Genomic DNA, 17,476 nt, shown 5'->3' on the forward strand with positions numbered 1-17,476 from the left:
ATCTTAAAAAAAAAAAAAAAAAAGAAACGGTTTGCCGGGGGAGGCGGTGCCTCCCCGGCCCTCAGGCCTTCTCGGCCAGCCTCAGGGTGCCGTACTTGAACACCTTGGAGGGGCACTCGCGCTCGCACCTGTAGCAGGCGGTGCCGAGGCAGTTCTTGGTCTGCACGGTGGCCACTCCGTCGTCGGAGATGGTCAGGGCCTTCTCGGGGCAGTTCCTCTCGCACTTCCTGCAGACGGTGCAGCCGTCCATCTTCCCGACGAGCTGGGTCCCGATGTCGTGGATGATCGTGAGGCCGTTCACTCCGAGGTCCTGGATGTCCCTGGTGACCATGCGGTGGACGTTGGCGTGCCCGCGGGCCTTCGGAAGGGCCTGGATGCCCTCGACGGCGTTGTTCCTGTTGTATTCCTCGAGGCTCATGCCCTCCTCCCAGAAGGAGAGCTCCTGCATGTAGATCTGCTCGAAGACGTGGTCCGACGCGAACATGACGTGGTTGGCGCGGATGCCGTTGGCGATGTCCTGCAGCTTGTCGAGGAGCTCCGGGTCCCTCAGGACGTCCTCGGCGAGCGCCAGGGAGGTGTTGCCCCACTGGTAGATCTCGGTCGAGGTCGGGGGTATGAGGCCGACGTCGCGGGCCTTCATGGCATCCACATAAGTTCCGGACGCGCCCGCCATGTACATGGTGTGCATGTCGTCGAACTTGATACCGGCATGTTCCAGGAGGGTGAAATGCCCCGCCTCATGGCGCCAATGGCCTTGGCTGCCTCGGATATGTCGTGGGAATCGACGTAGATGCCGTCCTGGAGGTGCATCCTGCCGTCGGAGGTGGTGAGCTGCCCCTTCCGCCAGAGGTGCTCGTACTGGGCGACGGCCACGGCCGCGATGACGCCGGTCCCGGTGATCCCCTTCGCCTTGCCGTCCATCGGGCCCTTCTCCATCTCCTGCTCCAGGGCGAAGTTGATGAGGTCTCCGTCCTGGGGGGAGATGCTGTCATCGAGGACCTTGCATCTCCACGAGAAATCGTATTCGAGGTCGCTGATGGCGCCGGGGGCCGCCAGCATCCCGCAGCGGATGGACTGCCCCTCCATGGCCGGACCCGCGGCGGCGGACCCGGTGTAGATGTCGTCGCCGACCTTGAGGGCCATCTCGGCGTTGGTACCGTAGTCGGTGACCATGCAGTTGGCCTTCTGCTCCAGGAATCCGGACTTGTACATCATGGCGAGGGCGTCGGCACCGATCTCGTGCCTGATCGCCGGCGGGACGTAGAGCTCGGTGCCGTCGGGGACGTCGAGGCCGACGTCGACGGCGGAGAACACTCCCGCATCCCTCTTCTGCTCCTTGATCCCCCTGGCCTTCTTGGCGTTCTCGCCTGCGAAGGCGAGGTCGTCGACGGGGATCCCCTGGAACAGGGACATCTGGATCGGGTTGCCGCAGATGGAAACCTTCTCGATCTGGTGCTTGTCGATGCCGAGCGCGTTGATGACCTTGTTCTCGGTGTCGATGAGGATCTCATGGGCCACCTGGTTGCCGTTGTTGATGCAGAAGGTGAGATGGTCCATCACGTTGGCGCCAGGCAGGGGGTGGCATTCGGTCGTGACGGTTTTCAGCACTTTGTTGTTGGACAGGTCGATGGCGTGCGCTCTGCTGCCTGATGTTCCTACATCGATGGCGATTCCTATGCTCATAGAGACTCCTTCTTGATGTGCCGCCGGTTGGCACGGAAACGGTTTTCCCCCGCGGCCGGCGCAGAGCCGGCCGAAGTCGTTTAACACTACTTAGAGGACAGTTCATCCTATTTAGGATGTCTGGCTCTTGCGGACCTGATTAGGGACTTGGCTGTCACTCGTCATGATGCTTGTGGCAGCAGCACCCGTGATGGTGCTCTTCCTCATCATCATCGTCATGGTGGTGGTGCTCGTGCTCATCATGATGGTCGTGATGGTGGTCGGGCCTCAGCTTCCCGTTCTCGTCGAGAAGGGAGCTCATGTCCTCGTCATCATGGCAGCAGCAACCGTCATGGTGGTGGTGCCCGTCCTCATCATGGTCGTCGTCATCGTCATCATGGCAGCAGCATCCGTGATGGTGCTTTTCCTCATCATCGTCATGGTGGTGATGCTCATGCTCTTCGTCCTCATCATGGTCATCGTCCTCATCCCCGTCATGGTGATGGTGGTGATGGTGATGCTTCAGCGATTCCGGGTCGATGGCGTAGTCGAGCCCGGAATCATCGATGGCATGCAGCATGACATGGGTGAGTTCGTGCTCGTCGACGTCGAGGACGGCGCACATGAAGTTGAACTTGACCTCGTCCTGGCGGGCCATGGTGCCGTGGTGCTCGACCCCGTTGTCCATGTCGATGAGGTTCAGGGTTATCCCGGTGCCGTCGTCCTTGTAGACTGCGGCCTTGATGTGGCCGAGGAGGCAGCCCGACTCGCCCTGGACGTACTTTCCGACGGCCATCAGGGCATCGGCGAGCCTCGCTTCGGCGTCGGTGTTGAAGTTGAAGATCTTCCCGGTGAAGCCGGCGGCGGCGCCCCCGGCCTCCTCGATGGAGTTCTCGTGATGGTGCTCGTGCTCCTCGCTCATTCTATCATCTCGTAGACCTTGTCGAGGTTGTCCCCGGTCTTGACGGACACCGGGATGACCTTGGTCTCGGGGAAGCGCTCATGGAGCCAGGCGGAGGCCTCCTCGATCTGCCCGGGTTTCGCGAGGTCGGACTTGTTGATGAGGATGAAGTCCGAGGCGCGCATCTGGCCGGTGAAGAAGTCCTCCCTCTTGGTGACCAGGTCGTGGAACCTCTGCACATCGGCGATGCCGATGACGACGTCCTTGTCCTCGTCGATGCAGGAGGAGCGGACGAGGTTCTTGACCTTCCCAGGGAGAGCGAGCCCAGTCGGCTCGATGATGATGATGTCTGGGTCGATGTCGTTCTTGATGTTCCTGAGCGCGTTCTGGAGGGTCCCGGCGAGGGTGCAGCAGATGCATCCCTGCGGGAGCTCGATGGCATCGTATCCCTGGGCCTTGAGGGTCGCCCCATCGACGCCGATCTCGCCCGACTCGTTGACGACGATCGCGACCCTCTCCTTCTTCTGGCCGAGCATGGTGGCGAGCCTCATGAGCAGACTGGTCTTTCCGCTTCCGAGGAAGCCGCCGATGATGTAGACAATCATACCCGAAACTAATAAAAAGAAGTATAAATAGAGTTTTCTGACCGCATAACAGTGGTAGTACGGGATGCAGGACGGCCTGCGATCCGGCCGTACCTGGCTGTTCCCATACCTCCTATATTCTATTCTTATCCTATAAGTAGGGAGGAGGGGCAGGGCGGGACGGTTCAGGCCATCAGTTCATAGACCCTGCCGAGGTTCTCGCCGGTCTTGACGGACACCGGGATGACCTCGGTCTCGGGGAAGCGTTCTGACAGCCAGGCCATCGCGCTCTCCATGTCCCCGGGCCCTGCGAGGTCGGATTTGTTGATGAGTATGAAGTCCGAGCCCTTCATCTGCTCGACGAAGAATCCTTCTCTCTTCTTGATGAGGTCCTTGAACCTCTGAACATCGGCGATGCCGATGACGATGTCCTTCTCCTCCCCGGCGCTGTCTGCTCCGCCATCTCCTTTACCTTTCCAGGCATGGCGAGCCCGGTGGGCTCGATGATGATGACGTCCGGCGACCTCTCCTTCTCGATCTGCCTGATGGTGTCCTGCAGGGACCCCGCCAGGGTGCAGCATATGCAGCCCTCGGGGAGTTCATAAGAATCATACCCGCGCTGCTTCAGGGTCTCGCCGTCGACCCCGGACGATCCGGACTCGTTGACGATTATGGCAACGTTCTGCCCTTTCTCCGTGAACTGGGCGGCGAGCCTGATCAGAAGGCTGGTCTTCCCGCTGCCCAGGAAGCCTCCCAGGATGATTATCCGCATGCATCCGATTAGGCAGACCGATTATTAATCAGTTGACGGCGGGCCGGTGCCTGTCGTTATTTAACTGTTTCTGTTTCGAACGCAGTCCGAATCAATATACAATTTATGATTGGATGTATATTCCACTAATCTATTATTTAAATCTATTCTAAAAATACGGTGTTGGATATCCATTAGGAAATAGAATTAAATACCGAAATCAGCATGTTTTACACATCAGGACAAGAAGCGTCCTGTTGGAGGAAGAAGAATTGATCAGCATCGAAGGTGTGGATTTCTCTAAAATCCTGACCCGCTACGATCTCCAGCTGGAGAACGACCTCTCTCCCGAAGAGATGGCCAAGAAAATGCTCCCGACCGACCCCATACTGAAGAACGTGGCCGAGAAGGTCATGTACATGAAGTTCAAGGAGGTCATGCCCGCTGTGTCCGATGCTCTCGCCAAGGGCGTCGACCCCCTCGTCATCATCAACGACGGACTCGTCGCCGGTATGGACATCGTCGCCAAGCTGTACGCTGAGCACGTGTACTACCTCCCCGAGATCATGATGGCCGCCAAGACCATGGAAATGGGAATCAAGGTTGCCGAGAAGAAGATCCAGGGCGGAAGGCAGACCAAGGCCCTCTGCGTCATGCACGCTGTCGAGGGAGACCCCCACGACATCGGAAAGAACATCGCTGCCGTCATGATGAGGGCCGCCAACTACACCGTCGTCGACATGGGACGTGACGTTCCGATCACCGACGTCGTCGCCAAGGTCCAGGAGCTCAAGGACGCGGGAACCCCGCCCATCTTCGTCTCCGGAACCGCTCTGATGACCACCACCATGTCCGCTTTCCCCAAGGAGGCGGCCGAGTTCGTCAAGAAAGGCTGGAACATCCCCCTGATGGGATGCGGAGGAGCAGTCAACAGGGAGTTCGCGAACAGCTACGACCTCGGAATCTACTCCAAGAAGGCGCCTCAGACCCCGCTCATCGCCCAGAAGATCCTCGACGGATACGACTGGAAGAAGATCAGGGAAGACTGGGACAACATCGTGGGAGGAAACTGAAATGGCATCGATCAAATACACCTCAATGGCTTACAAGAACGCGGACGACATGGTCATGGGAACCGCCGTCCACCCCTCTCCCCAGGGATACGGCCTCAAATTCGGAGCCGGCATGGTCATCCCCGAGATCAACCACGCCCCCAGGCCCGGAAGGGAGAAGGATCCTGAGACCCTCAGGAAAGAGTACTGCGACTACATCACCACCGACGAGCTCAACAGGGCGATCACTGCCGGTATGCCTGCTCTCTTCATCGAGACCGAGTGGGTTTCCCAGATGTCCGACCCCAAGCTCTCCATCCCCGTCGTCGAGGGCCAGAACGAGCTCTGCGAGAAGTACCACGAGGAGTACGGAATCGCGACCGGAACCAGGCAGACCATCCCCGACAAGAGGGAGCACGACCACGGACTCAGGACCGGCATGGACACCGTCCACGCCTACCCCGAGGACTTCTGGTCCTGCTGCGACATCGCCTGCGAGAACGGTGCATCCAACCTCTCCGTCGAGTCCGTCGGCGGAAAAGAGTGCGCTGACTACGCCGTCACCCAGGGAGACGTCGTCGCCTTCCTGTACGGTGTCGGATACCTCGCCTGCTACGACATGGAGTACGTCTGGAACGGAATGGTCGACGTCGCCAAGAGGAACAGGGTCGTTCCCGGCGGAGACACCGACTGCTCCGGAGCGAACGTCGCCATGTTCATGGCCGGCGGAATGCTCGACCAGGATGTCCAGAAGACCTTCTCCGCGGTCACCCGCGCCATCTCCGCTTCCAGGTCCCTTGTGGCCCGCGAGTGCGGTGCGCTCGGACCCGACAAGGACTGCGGATACGAGGGAGTCATCTGCAAAGCGATCGACGGAAAGCCCATCACCTGCGAGGGTAAGAACTGCCAGTGCGCCCACTGCGACCTGCAGGGCAACCTGATCGCCGCCTGCTGCGACGCCTGGTCCAACGAGTCCGTCGAGTACCACCCCGAGTTCGGCGGATCCTCTGTCCAGTGCTGGCTCGGATCCCTCGGATACGAGTGCGCTCTGATGAACACCGCTATCCAGACCAAGCAGGCCAAGACCCTGAGGGACCTCTACACCATCACCGACCTGACCAGGTCGCCTGAGGCCTTCATCCTCGCCTACAACAACGCTTTCGAGATCGGAAAGGCCATCGCTGCCGAGGGCAACGACTACTACCTCAGGTCCAGGGCCGCTGCGCTCAAGGCCATCGAGCTCATCGAGGGCGGATACAACTCCAAGCTCCTGCCTCTCACCAAGAAGCAGTACGAGGTCCTCGAGAAGTGCAAGACGGACATCAACGCCCTGCCCACCGAGACCGACAAGTTCGCGGAGCAGTGCGCGGCCAAGTACGTCGGCACCATCCCCAACCTCAACCTCAAGAACTACGGGTTCTGAGCACTGAGCGAGAGTTGATTGCCAAAACCCTTTACCCCCGGCTCAGGCCGGGGGGCTGTTTTCTCCCCTTCTAAATCGGCCGTGTCATTCCTGCACGGCCGTTCCTGTCCCTGCTGCGGTTAATCTATTGTTAAATTATTAATATGATTAACAATTGATAAGCCTGAGGAAACTCAGGAGATCATATTGAGGGAAGATACCCAGCTGATCCACGGATACGGGAAGGAAGACCCCCTCACAGGGGCCGTGAACGTGCCTATCTACCAGACCGCCACATTCAGGCAGCCGGAGCTGGGGCGCTGCTTGGGATACGAATACTCGAGGACCGGCAATCCGACCAGGGCCGCGCTCGAGAGGGAGATCGCCGTTCTGGAGCACGGCACCGCGGGCTTCGCGTTCGCCTCCGGGATGGCGGCCATCGCCGCCGTCCTCTCCCTGTTCCGGAGCGGGGACAGGATCCTCATCTCCTCCAACGTCTACGGAGGAACGTTCCGCATCCTCGACAAGGTGTTCAGCAACTTCGGGATCACATACTCCATAGTCCACACCGAGGATGCGGAGAGGTTCGAATCAGAGATTACGGCAGATGCGAAGGCTGTCCTCATCGAGAGCCCCGCGAACCCGCTGATGACCGTCACGGACATCGCCGCGGCTGCGCAGGCGGCGAGAAGGCACGGGCTGCTGACCATCGTGGACAACACCTTCATGGGGCCCTATCTGCAGAAGCCCCTCGATCTCGGCGCCGACATCGTGGTCCATTCGGCCACCAAGTACATCGGAGGGCATTCCGACGTGGTCGCCGGGCTCGCAGTGGTAAAGGACAAAGGACTGGCGGAGCGCCTGGCGTTCATACAGAACGCTTCGGGAGGCGTCCTGGGACCCTTCGATTCCTACCTGCTCATCAGGAGCCTCAAGACCCTGGGGGTCAGGATGGAGAGGCACTGCTCCAACGCCCAGTACATGGCGGAGCATCTCGCCGCCGACCCGAGGATAGCCAAGGTCCACTATCCGGGGCTCCCGACAGACCCAGGGTATGAGGTGAACCGCCGCCAGGCACGCTCCGGCGGAGGGATGATATCGTTCGAGCTCGCGCCCGGTTACGATTACCGGAAGTTCCTGAACTCGGTGAAGCTCATCGCCCTGGCGGAGTCCCTGGGCGGGGTGGAGTCCCTCATCTGCCATCCTGCGAGCATGACCCACGCATCGATCCCGAAGGAGATCAGGGAGAAGGTCGGGATCACCGACGGGCTGGTCAGGCTGTCCGTCGCATCGAGGACAGGGACGACATCCTGGAGGACATCGGCCGGGCGCTCGATGCCTCGAAGATCTGAACTGTTTCGGAAACAGGAAGAGAAGGGGAGCATACGAGATACCTCAATTCGATACAGGACGGGATCGGGAACACCCCGATCCTGAAGATAAACAACTTCGATATCCCGAACGGGAACAGGATATTCGCCAAGATGGAGCTGTTCAACCCCGGAGGTTCCGTCAAGGACCGCGTCGGGATGCGCATGATCGCCGACGCGGAGGCGCAGGGGGCCCTGCACAGAGGGGACACCATCATCGAGGCGACCGCCGGGAACACCGGCATCGGCATCGCCCTCGCGGCGCTGAACCGCGGTTACAGGGTGGTGTTCGTGGTGCCCCTGAAGTTCTCCAAGGAGAAGCTGGCCATCATGAAGGCGCTGGGCGCGGAGATCGTCCACACGCCGAGGTCCGAGGGGATGCTCGGGGCCGAGCGCAAGGCCAACGAGATCGTCGCCGGGGACCCGGAGCATACCCACATGATGAAGCAGTTCCGGAACATGTCCAACCCCGCCGCCCACTATGCGACAACGGGGCCGGAGATCTACCGCGACCTCGACGGGCGCATAGATTACTTCGTGGCGGGCGCGGCTCCGGAGGGACCTTCACGGGCGTGGTGAAGTACCTGAAGGAAAGGAAACCGTCCGTCGAAGGGGTCCTTGCGGACCCGGTCGGGTCCACTATCGGCGGCGGGGAGCACGGCGACTACGACATAGAGGGCATCGGCAACGACTTCATCGCCGACACCATGGACATCAGCCTGGTGGACAGAGTGATCAAGGTCAGGGACTCCGACGCCATGGACACCTGCCGGGAGCTGGCGAGGCGCGAGGGCGTCATGGCCGGGTCGTCCTCGGGTGCGGCGCTCTGGGCCTCGCTGAAGCTCGCGGAGCAGGTGAAGGACAGCGACATCGTCACCATATTCCCCGACCGCGGGGAGCGCTATTTCTCCAAAGGCCTCTGGGGAGACCTGGACAGTGACTGAGGTCTGCGGCCATCGGCCCGTCCTCCGGGCCGGCCGCGCTCCCTGTCGCTCATGAAAAACGATATAGTTCCGAGCCCTTAGGTCTGCTGGAGGGACTCGAAACGGCCGAAAAACAACTGACACAGGATGCCAAGACCATGCTTGGCGACTACCGCAAAGCGATAGTGGCCATGGCACTGCCGATGTTCGTGTCCCTGATGGTGGCGCAGCTCAACACCTTCGTCGACACCTTCTGGTGCTCGTCGCTCGGCGAGACCGCTCTCGCCGCCGTCGGCATAGTGGCCTCGTTCTACCTGATCATCGTCGGAATCGGTTCCGGCGTCGGAATCGGAATTTCCTCTACCATAGCGGCCAAGATCGCCCGCAAGAACAAGGAAGGGGTGGACAGGGTGGCCACCGTGTCCCTGAAGTTCATGCTCGCGGTCGGCCTGATCTGCGTCCCGGTGTTCCTGCTGATCGGGGACCCCATACTCCAACTGGTCGGAGGGGACGATACCTATGCCGAAGGAAGCGACTACGGGTTCCCGTTCTACATCTGCGCCTGGATCCTCGTGATGCAGGGGGTCTGCGCCGGTATCCTGAGAGGGGAGGGCGCGTCCCGCAAATCGATGTACATCCTGGTCATAGCCGCCCTGCTGAACATAGTGTTCGACCCCCTGTTCACGTTCGTCTTCGACTGGGGGATCGCCGGCTTGTCCTGGGCAACCGTCATGGCCACCGCCATCTCGCTCATCCCGTTCATCTACTGGTACTTCGTCAAGCCCGAATCGGTCTATGCCGATGTGAAACTGAGGAAATACCCGGTGAAAAGGGACGACCTCGACGACTTCCTGGCCGTCGGCATCCCGAAGACAGTGGAGCTCGATGTGATGTACAGCGTCAACTTCCTGCTCAACTACTTCGTGGTCTACTGCTGGGGCTCGTACGGTTTCGCTGTCTATGTGACCGCGTACAAGTATGTCGACCTCATCCTGGTGCCGTCGGTGGCCCTGGCCGGCGCTCTGGTACCGGTGGCCTCAGCCGCATTCTCCGCCCGCAACTACGAGAAGCTCAGAGCGGCTTATGCCTACTCCATGAAGGCCGCTGCCGCAATCACGCTGGTCCTGGCCGTCATCTTCTTCGCTGCCATGGATTGGGCGGTGATCCTGTTCACCTACGATGACAGCACCATCGGCATGCGCGGGGACATGATCCACGTGGCCAGGATCCTCCTGGTGGTGGCGGTGCTGTTCGCCGGCATCAACATATCATCAGCGCTGCTGCAGTCCATAGGCATGGCGAGGGCCTCGCTGTTCAGCACCATCATCCGCAACATGCTCATCATCGTGGCATTCTGGTTCGGCGGGATGGTCCTGGTATCGCCGGACGCCATCTGGTGGGGGTTCGACCTCTGCGAAGTGTTCGGCGTGGCGCTCATGGCCGCCTGGGCCGAATACGGCATACGGCTGAGGACGGGGGGAGAAGGGCCCGGCGAACCATCATCACCGTATCTCGGAATGAACTTCGCCGGACGCTGTCCTGCAGATGTGCCAGATGTTGGATTCCAATCTGTTCCGCACATCCCCCGCCGGATGGCAGGGAGATTATCCATCTCCCCGCCGTGTGTTATCCGGAAGAATGCTGCGCAGCATGACCCAGCCGACATCTTGTTTATACACAGTTTTATAAACGGCGGTTACCTAAGGAACTCCGGAGAGCTATATGTCAGAGATTACCGAAGGAACATGGTTCGCATACCAGCTGACCGCATCCCGCGGCGGGAGATCGCACAATGAGCCCTCCATCGAGAAGTACACTGTCGCCAAGATCGACGGCGACAGCGTAACGGTCAAACTGGAGGTCAACGCTGTTCCCAAGGGAGAGCTCCATACCACCAAGGACTGCGGCTCCTACATCTTCAGCCTCGAAGGCCTGGAGAAGAAAGGCGCGGAGAACATCAAGACCCAGTTCGGGCATGTTTATGCCAACATCTACGAGTTCAACGGGGGTGGCAGGTCCGAGAGGGTCTTCCTCGGCAAGGACAACGTCGTCTTCAGGGATGTCAGGACCGTGATGCAGGAGGACGGTTCCCTGTACACGGAGAACCGCGAGCTCTGCTGGACCAGCATGAAGCTCTGAAAAGCGTCCGATGCAGAATACCCAGTATGCCGGACTGGCGGTTGTGGTCGTTATCCTGAGCATGGGGGTGGCGCTCATGGGGTACATGATGCTGTCGTTGACGGATGACGGCGATGACCCCGAGTACTCCCTGTCGGACACTGCGGTATATAACGGGACGGAAACCGCCTGCAGCGGCACCGTCGGGTACAAGAACTATAATGAATCCGACTGGGAGGACTTGATCGGATTCACGCTGAAAGCATCGTGCGGGGATGACTCGGTGGACGATGAGTACGTTATCATCATCAACGCCGAGAGCAAAGTGCCGGAGAGCGGCTATACCCAGATCGGCACCGACGGGAACCTCAGCATATGGACGGTATCGGACCCCTCGACAAGCAGCGAGGACGGCACCGCGACATACTGGGTCGATTCTGACGGAGCGGTCGCGAAGATGACTGTCCTGCACAATGGATACACTTACACTGTCAGCAGGGTATGAGAGGAGGCATTTGCTCCCTTTTTACGCCTGAGATCAGGAAGGTTCTCTTCAGCCAACCGTATTCTTCGTAGCGCTTCCGCTTGAAGACCTTCTTCTGTACATTTTTCAGGATCCAGACATCCGAGAAACCTGCTGCCTCCATCATGCGGAGGCCCTCGGCAGAGCGGCCCTCATTTCCAGACTGCAGTGATTTAGGGCCCCGTCGGCATTCCTTTCTTTCTTTGAAGTTTCTGTGTTGAAGATGCAGGAACGGGGGCATGGCCCCCGAGATGTTTCACTGGGCGTAGACGAGCAGGGTGATTTCGTAGACGGCCTCGTCGAACTCGTCCTCGACGGCCTTGGACGTATCGGCGTACTTGGCGGCGATCATGTAGGTGCCGGGGGAGTCCACAGGGAACTCGAACCTTCCGTCAGCGTCAGTAGTGAACTTCACTGTATCGGAGGCGCCCTTCTTCACGACGTTCACTCTGAGGTTCGCTTTGGGTTTCCCTTCATAGAATATCTGGGTCTTCACTTTCGAACCTGCCTTGGGCTTAGCGGTATCGACGGTGATGTCGAGGTCGGAGAAGAGCACATCGGGTGCTTTTCCATCATCCGAGACGATCGCCTTGCACGCCAAACTGTAGGCTGCGGAGTATTTCACGTTCCTGAAGTCCCTTTTGATACCGCGGGACCAGCCCTCGTCGTTCTCGATCCACGGCACGGAGTCCGAGGTGTAGTAGACGGTGTACGGACCGGCCCCGGCGTCGGGGAACTTCACGCGGAGGCAGTTGTCCTCCGGCCCCTGCTCATATTTGATGTCGGCCTTGCCTTTGGCGTCGAAGATGGCGACGTGCGCGTAGTCTATCGGCATATGCCTGTCGTTGACCATGTGGTGGCCGTAGTTGCCGTCTATGACGATCTTCCCGTCTTCTTTTCTAGGGTTCTCCAGCCAGGTCTCGTGGCCGTAGAGCATCCTGCACTGGCTTCTGACGAACTCTGGGTCTTGATCGTAATAGGGGTCCATGTGCGGTAATACTAATTTTGAATAAATAACATTCTTCGCTCCAGGCCGGGGCCCGGAGAGGAAGCAGTTTCTCAGGCCCTGGTCTGCAGCCAGAGCTCGGTCATGATGGTGTCAACCTTGGTGATCTCTGCGCTCGGGAACTTGTAGGTCTTCCCGGAAGTGTCCATCAGGGTGATGTGATCGGGTTTGGATGTCACTTTGATGACCTTCTCGGCCACTACGTTCTCATCATCATGTCCGTCCAGGTATACAGTGAACTCGCACATTTCCTCACATCCCTACAATGGATTCGATCCTCTTCTCGACGGCGGTCAGATCTTTCACGGCATTGCTGTTCGGATAGGCATCCAGCAGAGTCCTGTTGTCCCAGTCGGCCTGTATGACTGCGCGGTCGTAACTGATGCGGACGGTATCTTCAGGACCTACTCCGACCATTTCAGCCATCCTGGCGGCATCCGCCGGGTTCTCGGACTTGTTGACCACCAGCAGATTCCTTCTGACATCGAGGTCCCTGGCCAGTTTCATAACCTGCCTGGATACCTCGGCAGACTTCGGGGTGGGCTCCGACAGGATCATATTGAGGTCGAATTCCTTTGCCAGTCCGCGCCCGAAGATCTCCGGCCCTGCCTGGGAGTCGACGATGGCGATATCGTACTTCTCCTCGCAGGCGTCCGATTCGAGATAGTTCAGCAGGACCTTCACCAATGCTATCGCAGAGCATAGACACCCGCTGCCGCCCTCGGGTACGGCGCCCATGACCACCACTCTGATGCCGTCAGGATTCACCCGCGAATGCTTCTCTATGACTTCTTTCCCGATCGCTTCGGCACCCTCTTCTTCCAGTTCATCGCTGATCTCTGCCTTATCATCCGTTATGGTAGGGGTCTCCAGGAAGGGGATGCCCAGCGTCATCGCGAGGTTCATGCTGGGGTCTGTATCGAAGACGATGACCTTCTTCCCTGCACGGGCCATGATGGTGGCCACGGTCGACATGGTGGTGGTCTTTCCCACTCCGCCTTTCCCGGTCGCGATGATCTTCTTCATTGTCTCTGTCTGGTAATAATTATGATTAATTTAAAACATACTAATTGCGATTGATTTTTCAATTCGTAATCGATAGCGCCGCCGATGATTACAGGGGTCATGGTCCTGGGCTTCGATTCAGAGATACCAGAATGCCGCAGGGTCACGGAAGAGTGCGTTCGCAGATTGGCGGAAAGGGGGCATTCCAACGTGGTCAGGGCCTTTTACAGAGGGCATCCCTCGGAAACGGAAGCATTGGATGAGCTGACCGCCCTGCATGCGGACCCTATCGTCGTCCTGCCGCTGGTAGTTTCGGAGGGAGAGCTTTCGGTTCACAGGATGCCGAAGGCGATGGGAATGCCGGATAACTGCTGCTCGTTCACCTATGATTCCGAAGGGCACGAGGCGGCCGTCAGGTTCTCTACCTCATTCAACTGGCACATCAAGGTGACTGAACTGTTGGAGAAGAGGATAATGGAGGCCGGAGGCCGTTCCGGGGACGGAATCCTGCTGATCAGGCACGGTTCTTCCATGTCATACTCCGCCAAGGATTCCGCTAAGCATGCCGAGAGGCTGAGGGAGAAAGGGTACACGGTCGAGGAAGCGTCGCTGTCGGGGCCTGAGAGCATCGGGAAGGCTCTGAGCAGGCTTAGAGCGGAGGTTGCAGGCAGGATCATCGCAGTTCCGCTCACGATCGTATGGACGGAGCGCTCTGCACGGATACTTGTCGGAGCTTCGGAAGGGGAGGAAATGACGATGGCCGCCCCGCTCGGAGCGGACGGCCTTATGATAGAGGTCATGGAATCTAAGATCCCCGAAGGATGGCGACGGACTACCGGATATGCAGGAAAGGCATTGTGCCAGATCTTTGTGGAATATCTCGCTATTGCATTATACGGCGGCGATGATTGTTACGATTATTTGATTTCTTATTATTAAATACATGAAGCCGATACACAAAGGAATGGATGATCGCGATTCGAACCTTCAGCTGATGCTCGGCGAGCCGAAGAGGGCCATCCGCAGCATGTTCGTCGCCTTCATCATCGCCGAGGCGGTCATTCAGATAAACCAGTTCGTGGACACCTTCTGGGTCTCAGGATTGGGGACCGCATCCGCTTCCGCCGTATCGACCGTCGTGCCGATCTACAATCTGATGACGGCTGCGGGCATCGGCATCGCACTCGGCGCCACCACTACGATCGCCTTCCGTCTCGGCCGGGACGAAAGGGAGGCTGCAGAAAGGCTTGCCGGGGCCGCAGTGTTCTTGGGCCTGCTGCTTTCTCTTATTGCTTCGGTTCTCACAGCCGTCTTCCTCAAGCAGGCTGTCCGCTTCATGGGGGCGGAGGACGTCATGGATGAGGCCGTGCTGTACATGCTGCCTTACATCCTGCTCTCTCCGGTCCTGCTTTCGGAAGCGGTTCTGGGAGGGATCCTTAGGGGAGAGGGGGCCGCCCGCAAATCGACCCTCATGCAGATGAGCGCCGCCGTTTTCAACATGGCCCTCGATCCGCTCTTCATTTATGCTCTGGGATTGGACGTCATGGGAGCAGGCGTTGCAACTGTCGCCGCTACTGCGTTGTCCCTTTTGATCGGAATATACTGGTACAAAACCAGGAAGACTGTTGTGGGGATCTCCCGCAGGAGCATCCTGCATCCTGCCAAGGCCGATTTGAGGGAGGTCTTAGGGGTCGGCGGTCCGAAGACGGGGCAGCAGATCATCTCCGATCTGACCGATCTCCTGCAGAGAGTGTTCATCATCATCGCAGGCGGGACGAACGCCGTGATGCTGTACAATTATCCATGGAGGTACATGGGCCTCGCGCAGCTTCCCGCACACGCTTTGGACAGGTCCATGGTGCCGGTCTGCTCTGCCGCCTACGGCCAAGCGCAGACGGACAAGATGCGCGCTGCTTTCCTTTATACTATGAAACTGACGCTGTCGGTCTCGCTGGTGATGCTGGTGCTCATGTATGTGTTCGCGGAACCGCTGATGTCCGTCATGACCGTCGAGGAGTCCATGAGGGAAGTGCGCCCCGATTTCGTGAAGGCGCTGAGGATCTCGGTCTTCGTCCTCCCGTTCGGCGCCATGATGGGCATGGCCTCGTCACTGCTTCAATCGATGAAGAAGGCGAAGATCCCCATGGACTTCTACTTGGTATGGGGTTTCATCAAACTGGGGCTTTATGCCGTGGCGTGCCAGTATTCGATATGGGCGATCCTCTGGTGCATGGTGGCAGTGCACGTCTTCGGAGGGGTGTGCCTTATGATCATCGCGTATGCAGAATTCAAAAGGGTCTCTTCAGCGAAGCCCAGGCCGGAATGAATCGGCAGATCGGGAGGACTGTTCATGGCGATTGCGGACATTCGGGCGATGATCTGGACGGCTGCTGATTCAGAATCGTCACTGAACGGAGGACCGACAGAACCAGAATCAGCGGAGCAAGCAGCGGTCATCGGTCAATCGGGATTGGGTGTGACTCATTTTCCGTTGGTATGCGTAGCGTGTTACTATTTACAAGAAAGTATTATTAACGAGCGTCTGATACAAGGTCCCAGTTCGGAGAGGCCGCACGGCCGCATTTCCGCTGTATGCGCGGCTGCGGAAGGGGTGTCCCGAAACAGGTGAAATGATGGACAACAAAATTCTCGCGATCATCGCCGTGGCTGTGGTCGCTGTGGTGGCCGCAGGGGCATATTTTGCCCTCAGCGGCGACGACGATGACGACGGTGTTAACCTGAGCCTCGATGCCTACCCCGGCACGTATCTCACGGTCCTCGGCAACGCCGATCTCGATACCGAGTTCTCATCTGCAGATGCGACAGCCATCCAGAAGTTCATCGATGACAAGGTGGACGAATCGGACTCGTACAAGTATGAGAACTACTACATGTACGATGCCAATTACGACGGCAAGATCGACTCTGACGACGTGGACAAGGTCAATGCCATCCTGTCCGCCCTCACAAGCGGCGACTGGTCCGAGGTGGGCGAGGTCCATTACGTGAACGTCGACTACAATGTGGTGTCCTATGATATGACCCACAACAACAAGGTCATAACCCTTATCGCTCCTCCCCTGGACACTGTTCTCGCCATGGGCGGCCAGGATCTGATCGTCGGGACCGACAACAGGATCACCACCGGGAAGTACCATGAGGAGTACAAGAGCACTCTTGACTTCAGTAGCCTCGTCGACGTCGGCAGCTGCAATGAGCCAGACACCGAGAAGATCCTGAAGGCCTCCGATGACAACGGCGGCGTCAATGTTGTCTGCGGGACCGCGGACAGCTACGGCTCCAGCATGGAGACTGTGTTCAAGGGCACCGATGTCAGCGTCATCCGCATCGGCTCGTGGGAGTACGGCGCTACCCTCTACGGCCTTATGACCGCCGGGTTCCTGCTCAAGAAGACGGCCGAGAGCCAGTCGTACTATGAATGGTATGAGGGCGTCCACGATAAAGTGGTTGATATCGTCAACAGCGTCCCTGATGAGAAGAAATCCGCAGGGAAGATCGGATCCACTGCCTGCTACGGCTACCTCGACGAGCTGTCGATCCTCGGCGAATATTCCGGCGAGTACACCAACCTGATGGTTCTCGACCCTTACGATTCCACCGAAGCGTTCCTCAACGGAGGAACCACCGGGGGCCATGGGAACACGATATCTACGGAAGAGGTAAGCACTATGGTCGAGAAGTACAACCTCAAGCACCTGATCCTCATGATCGGAACGCCCTTCCAGGTCGTCACCAAGGCCACCGGGTCCGATAATTACCAGTCGTCCCAGGCATACATGAAGGAGATCTACAGCAAGTGGCTGGAGAGGATAGCCGGAACAGAATCCGCTGCGCAGGAGGAGTTCCTCAGCAAGTGCGACATATGCATCACCGGCTACTCGTTCAGCAGCGGTGTATCCGAGGTCCTGAACCAGCTCATCATGTGCTACTACCTGTACCCTGATGAGTTCAAGGCGTACTTCGGCTGCAGCGACGACGCGGCCGCCAAGGAGAAGATCGGGGAATACGTCGATGCTTACTGCCAGAAGATCGGTATCAGCGGCTCCTGGGCCTTCGAATCTTCCGACGGCGTCTACGGGATGAACCTCCTCTACTGCGGAGAGGATGATGCCAGGAACATCATGAACGGGATCTGAAACTTCCAAACTCCTTCAGAGG

At 58.6% G+C, this 17,476-nt stretch carries 16 protein-coding genes and 3 pseudogenes; 10 read left to right on the plus strand and 9 right to left on the minus strand.

The features are described from left to right. Positions 1 to 61: 61 nt before the first annotated feature. From AUQ37_RS13615 to AUQ37_RS05365, 5 genes and pseudogenes are all read right to left on the minus strand, one after another. Positions 62 to 1,683, minus strand: a pseudogene (locus AUQ37_RS13615) (methylamine methyltransferase corrinoid protein reductive activase). Between the two features lie 154 nt (positions 1,684 to 1,837). Continuing rightward, positions 1,838 to 2,584: a hypothetical protein gene (locus AUQ37_RS05355; RefSeq protein ID WP_058747718.1), complete on the minus strand. Its 747-nt coding sequence runs from the start codon at positions 2,582 to 2,584 to the stop codon at positions 1,838 to 1,840. Then, positions 2,581 to 3,168 (minus strand): GTP-binding protein, encoded by a 588-nt coding sequence (locus AUQ37_RS05360; protein ID WP_058747719.1) that lies wholly within the window; start codon positions 3,166 to 3,168, stop codon positions 2,581 to 2,583. The genes AUQ37_RS05355 and AUQ37_RS05360 overlap by 4 nt, the downstream gene beginning before the upstream one ends. A 164-nt stretch (positions 3,169 to 3,332) precedes the next feature. Further along, positions 3,333 to 3,575 (minus strand): GTP-binding protein, encoded by a 243-nt coding sequence (locus AUQ37_RS12980; protein WP_255354888.1) that lies wholly within the window; start codon positions 3,573 to 3,575, stop codon positions 3,333 to 3,335. Continuing rightward, entirely contained in the window at positions 3,497 to 3,919 is a 423-nt protein-coding gene (locus tag AUQ37_RS05365; protein ID WP_058747720.1) for a GTP-binding protein, read from the minus strand. Before AUQ37_RS05365 ends, AUQ37_RS12980 begins: the two co-directional genes overlap by 79 nt. A 251-nt stretch (positions 3,920 to 4,170) precedes the next feature. Between AUQ37_RS05365 and AUQ37_RS05370 the strand changes: the two genes are divergently transcribed. From AUQ37_RS05370 to AUQ37_RS05400, 7 genes and pseudogenes are all read left to right on the plus strand, one after another. After that, positions 4,171 to 4,971 carry a B12-binding domain-containing protein gene (locus AUQ37_RS05370; RefSeq protein ID WP_082662439.1) on the plus strand — a complete coding sequence of 267 codons (801 nt, stop codon included), beginning with the start codon at positions 4,171 to 4,173 and terminating at the stop codon, positions 4,969 to 4,971. 1 nt (position 4,972) lies between these two features. Then, positions 4,973 to 6,373 carry a methyltransferase MtaB domain-containing protein gene (locus tag AUQ37_RS05375; protein WP_058747721.1) on the plus strand — a complete coding sequence of 467 codons (1,401 nt, stop codon included), beginning with the start codon at positions 4,973 to 4,975 and terminating at the stop codon, positions 6,371 to 6,373. Positions 6,374 to 6,559: 186 nt separating this feature from the next. After that, positions 6,560 to 7,704, plus strand: a pseudogene (locus AUQ37_RS05380) (trans-sulfuration enzyme family protein). A 51-nt stretch (positions 7,705 to 7,755) separates the two neighbouring features. After that, positions 7,756 to 8,666 (plus strand): annotated as a pseudogene (locus tag AUQ37_RS13620) (PLP-dependent cysteine synthase family protein). Positions 8,667 to 8,803: 137 nt separating this feature from the next. Then, positions 8,804 to 10,441, plus strand: a complete 1,638-nt coding sequence (locus AUQ37_RS05390; RefSeq protein ID WP_058747722.1) for an MATE family efflux transporter — start codon at positions 8,804 to 8,806, stop codon at positions 10,439 to 10,441. Beyond that, positions 10,368 to 10,784, plus strand: a complete 417-nt coding sequence (locus AUQ37_RS05395; protein ID WP_058747723.1) for a hypothetical protein — start codon at positions 10,368 to 10,370, stop codon at positions 10,782 to 10,784. The genes AUQ37_RS05390 and AUQ37_RS05395 overlap by 74 nt, the downstream gene beginning before the upstream one ends. Positions 10,785 to 10,827: 43 nt before the next feature. Then, on the plus strand, positions 10,828 to 11,268 hold the full coding sequence (locus AUQ37_RS05400; protein WP_058747724.1) for a hypothetical protein: 441 nt from the start codon (positions 10,828 to 10,830) through the stop codon (positions 11,266 to 11,268). On the opposite strand, the gene AUQ37_RS09970 is transcribed toward AUQ37_RS05400, so the two are convergent. The 4 genes from AUQ37_RS09970 to AUQ37_RS05420 all read right to left on the minus strand — a co-directional run bounded on the left by AUQ37_RS09970 (position 11,255) and on the right by AUQ37_RS05420 (position 13,318). Further along, positions 11,255 to 11,413, minus strand: a complete 159-nt coding sequence (locus AUQ37_RS09970) for a hypothetical protein (RefSeq protein WP_157844297.1) — start codon at positions 11,411 to 11,413, stop codon at positions 11,255 to 11,257. The genes AUQ37_RS05400 and AUQ37_RS09970 overlap by 14 nt on opposite strands. Positions 11,414 to 11,542: 129 nt before the next feature. Next, positions 11,543 to 12,274, minus strand: coding sequence for a DUF4198 domain-containing protein (locus tag AUQ37_RS05410; RefSeq protein WP_058747726.1), 732 nt, complete (start codon positions 12,272 to 12,274; stop codon positions 11,543 to 11,545). Between the two features lie 71 nt (positions 12,275 to 12,345). Next, positions 12,346 to 12,540: a CooT family nickel-binding protein gene (locus AUQ37_RS05415; protein WP_058747727.1), complete on the minus strand. Its 195-nt coding sequence runs from the start codon at positions 12,538 to 12,540 to the stop codon at positions 12,346 to 12,348. A gap of 4 nt (positions 12,541 to 12,544) precedes the next feature. Continuing rightward, entirely contained in the window at positions 12,545 to 13,318 is a 774-nt protein-coding gene (locus tag AUQ37_RS05420; protein ID WP_058747728.1) for an ArsA-related P-loop ATPase, read from the minus strand. Between the two features lie 84 nt (positions 13,319 to 13,402). Between AUQ37_RS05420 and AUQ37_RS05425 the strand changes: the two genes are divergently transcribed. From AUQ37_RS05425 to AUQ37_RS05435, 3 genes are all read left to right on the plus strand, one after another. Beyond that, on the plus strand, positions 13,403 to 14,236 hold the full coding sequence (locus AUQ37_RS05425) for a sirohydrochlorin chelatase (RefSeq protein ID WP_058747729.1): 834 nt from the start codon (positions 13,403 to 13,405) through the stop codon (positions 14,234 to 14,236). 25 nt (positions 14,237 to 14,261) lie between these two features. Next, on the plus strand, positions 14,262 to 15,623 hold the full coding sequence (locus AUQ37_RS05430) for an MATE family efflux transporter (RefSeq protein WP_058747730.1): 1,362 nt from the start codon (positions 14,262 to 14,264) through the stop codon (positions 15,621 to 15,623). Positions 15,624 to 15,930: 307 nt separating this feature from the next. Further along, positions 15,931 to 17,454 (plus strand): hypothetical protein, encoded by a 1,524-nt coding sequence (locus tag AUQ37_RS05435; protein WP_157844298.1) that lies wholly within the window; start codon positions 15,931 to 15,933, stop codon positions 17,452 to 17,454. Positions 17,455 to 17,476: the final 22 nt, after the last annotated feature.

Source organism: Candidatus Methanomethylophilus sp. 1R26 (genome assembly GCF_001481295.1).
Lineage (GTDB): Archaea > Thermoplasmatota > Thermoplasmata > Methanomassiliicoccales > Methanomethylophilaceae > Methanomethylophilus.

Coding starts and splice junctions, on each gene's coding strand:
- AUQ37_RS05375 (WP_058747721.1), top strand. CDS start 4,973: ATGGCATCGATCAAATACACCTCAATGGCTTACAAGAACGCGGACGAC.
- AUQ37_RS05360 (WP_058747719.1), bottom strand. CDS start 3,168: ATGATTGTCTACATCATCGGCGGCTTCCTCGGAAGCGGAAAGACCAGT.
- AUQ37_RS05395 (WP_058747723.1), top strand. CDS start 10,368: ATGTCAGAGATTACCGAAGGAACATGGTTCGCATACCAGCTGACCGCA.
- AUQ37_RS05420 (WP_058747728.1), bottom strand. CDS start 13,318: ATGAAGAAGATCATCGCGACCGGGAAAGGCGGAGTGGGAAAGACCACC.
- AUQ37_RS09970 (WP_157844297.1), bottom strand. CDS start 11,413: ATGATGGAGGCAGCAGGTTTCTCGGATGTCTGGATCCTGAAAAATGTA.
- AUQ37_RS05430 (WP_058747730.1), top strand. CDS start 14,262: ATGGATGATCGCGATTCGAACCTTCAGCTGATGCTCGGCGAGCCGAAG.
- AUQ37_RS05365 (WP_058747720.1), bottom strand. CDS start 3,919: ATGCGGATAATCATCCTGGGAGGCTTCCTGGGCAGCGGGAAGACCAGC.
- AUQ37_RS05415 (WP_058747727.1), bottom strand. CDS start 12,540: ATGTGCGAGTTCACTGTATACCTGGACGGACATGATGATGAGAACGTA.
- AUQ37_RS05355 (WP_058747718.1), bottom strand. CDS start 2,584: ATGAGCGAGGAGCACGAGCACCATCACGAGAACTCCATCGAGGAGGCC.
- AUQ37_RS05435 (WP_157844298.1), top strand. CDS start 15,931: ATGGACAACAAAATTCTCGCGATCATCGCCGTGGCTGTGGTCGCTGTG.
- AUQ37_RS05390 (WP_058747722.1), top strand. CDS start 8,804: ATGCTTGGCGACTACCGCAAAGCGATAGTGGCCATGGCACTGCCGATG.
- AUQ37_RS05425 (WP_058747729.1), top strand. CDS start 13,403: ATGATTACAGGGGTCATGGTCCTGGGCTTCGATTCAGAGATACCAGAA.
- AUQ37_RS05410 (WP_058747726.1), bottom strand. CDS start 12,274: ATGGACCCCTATTACGATCAAGACCCAGAGTTCGTCAGAAGCCAGTGC.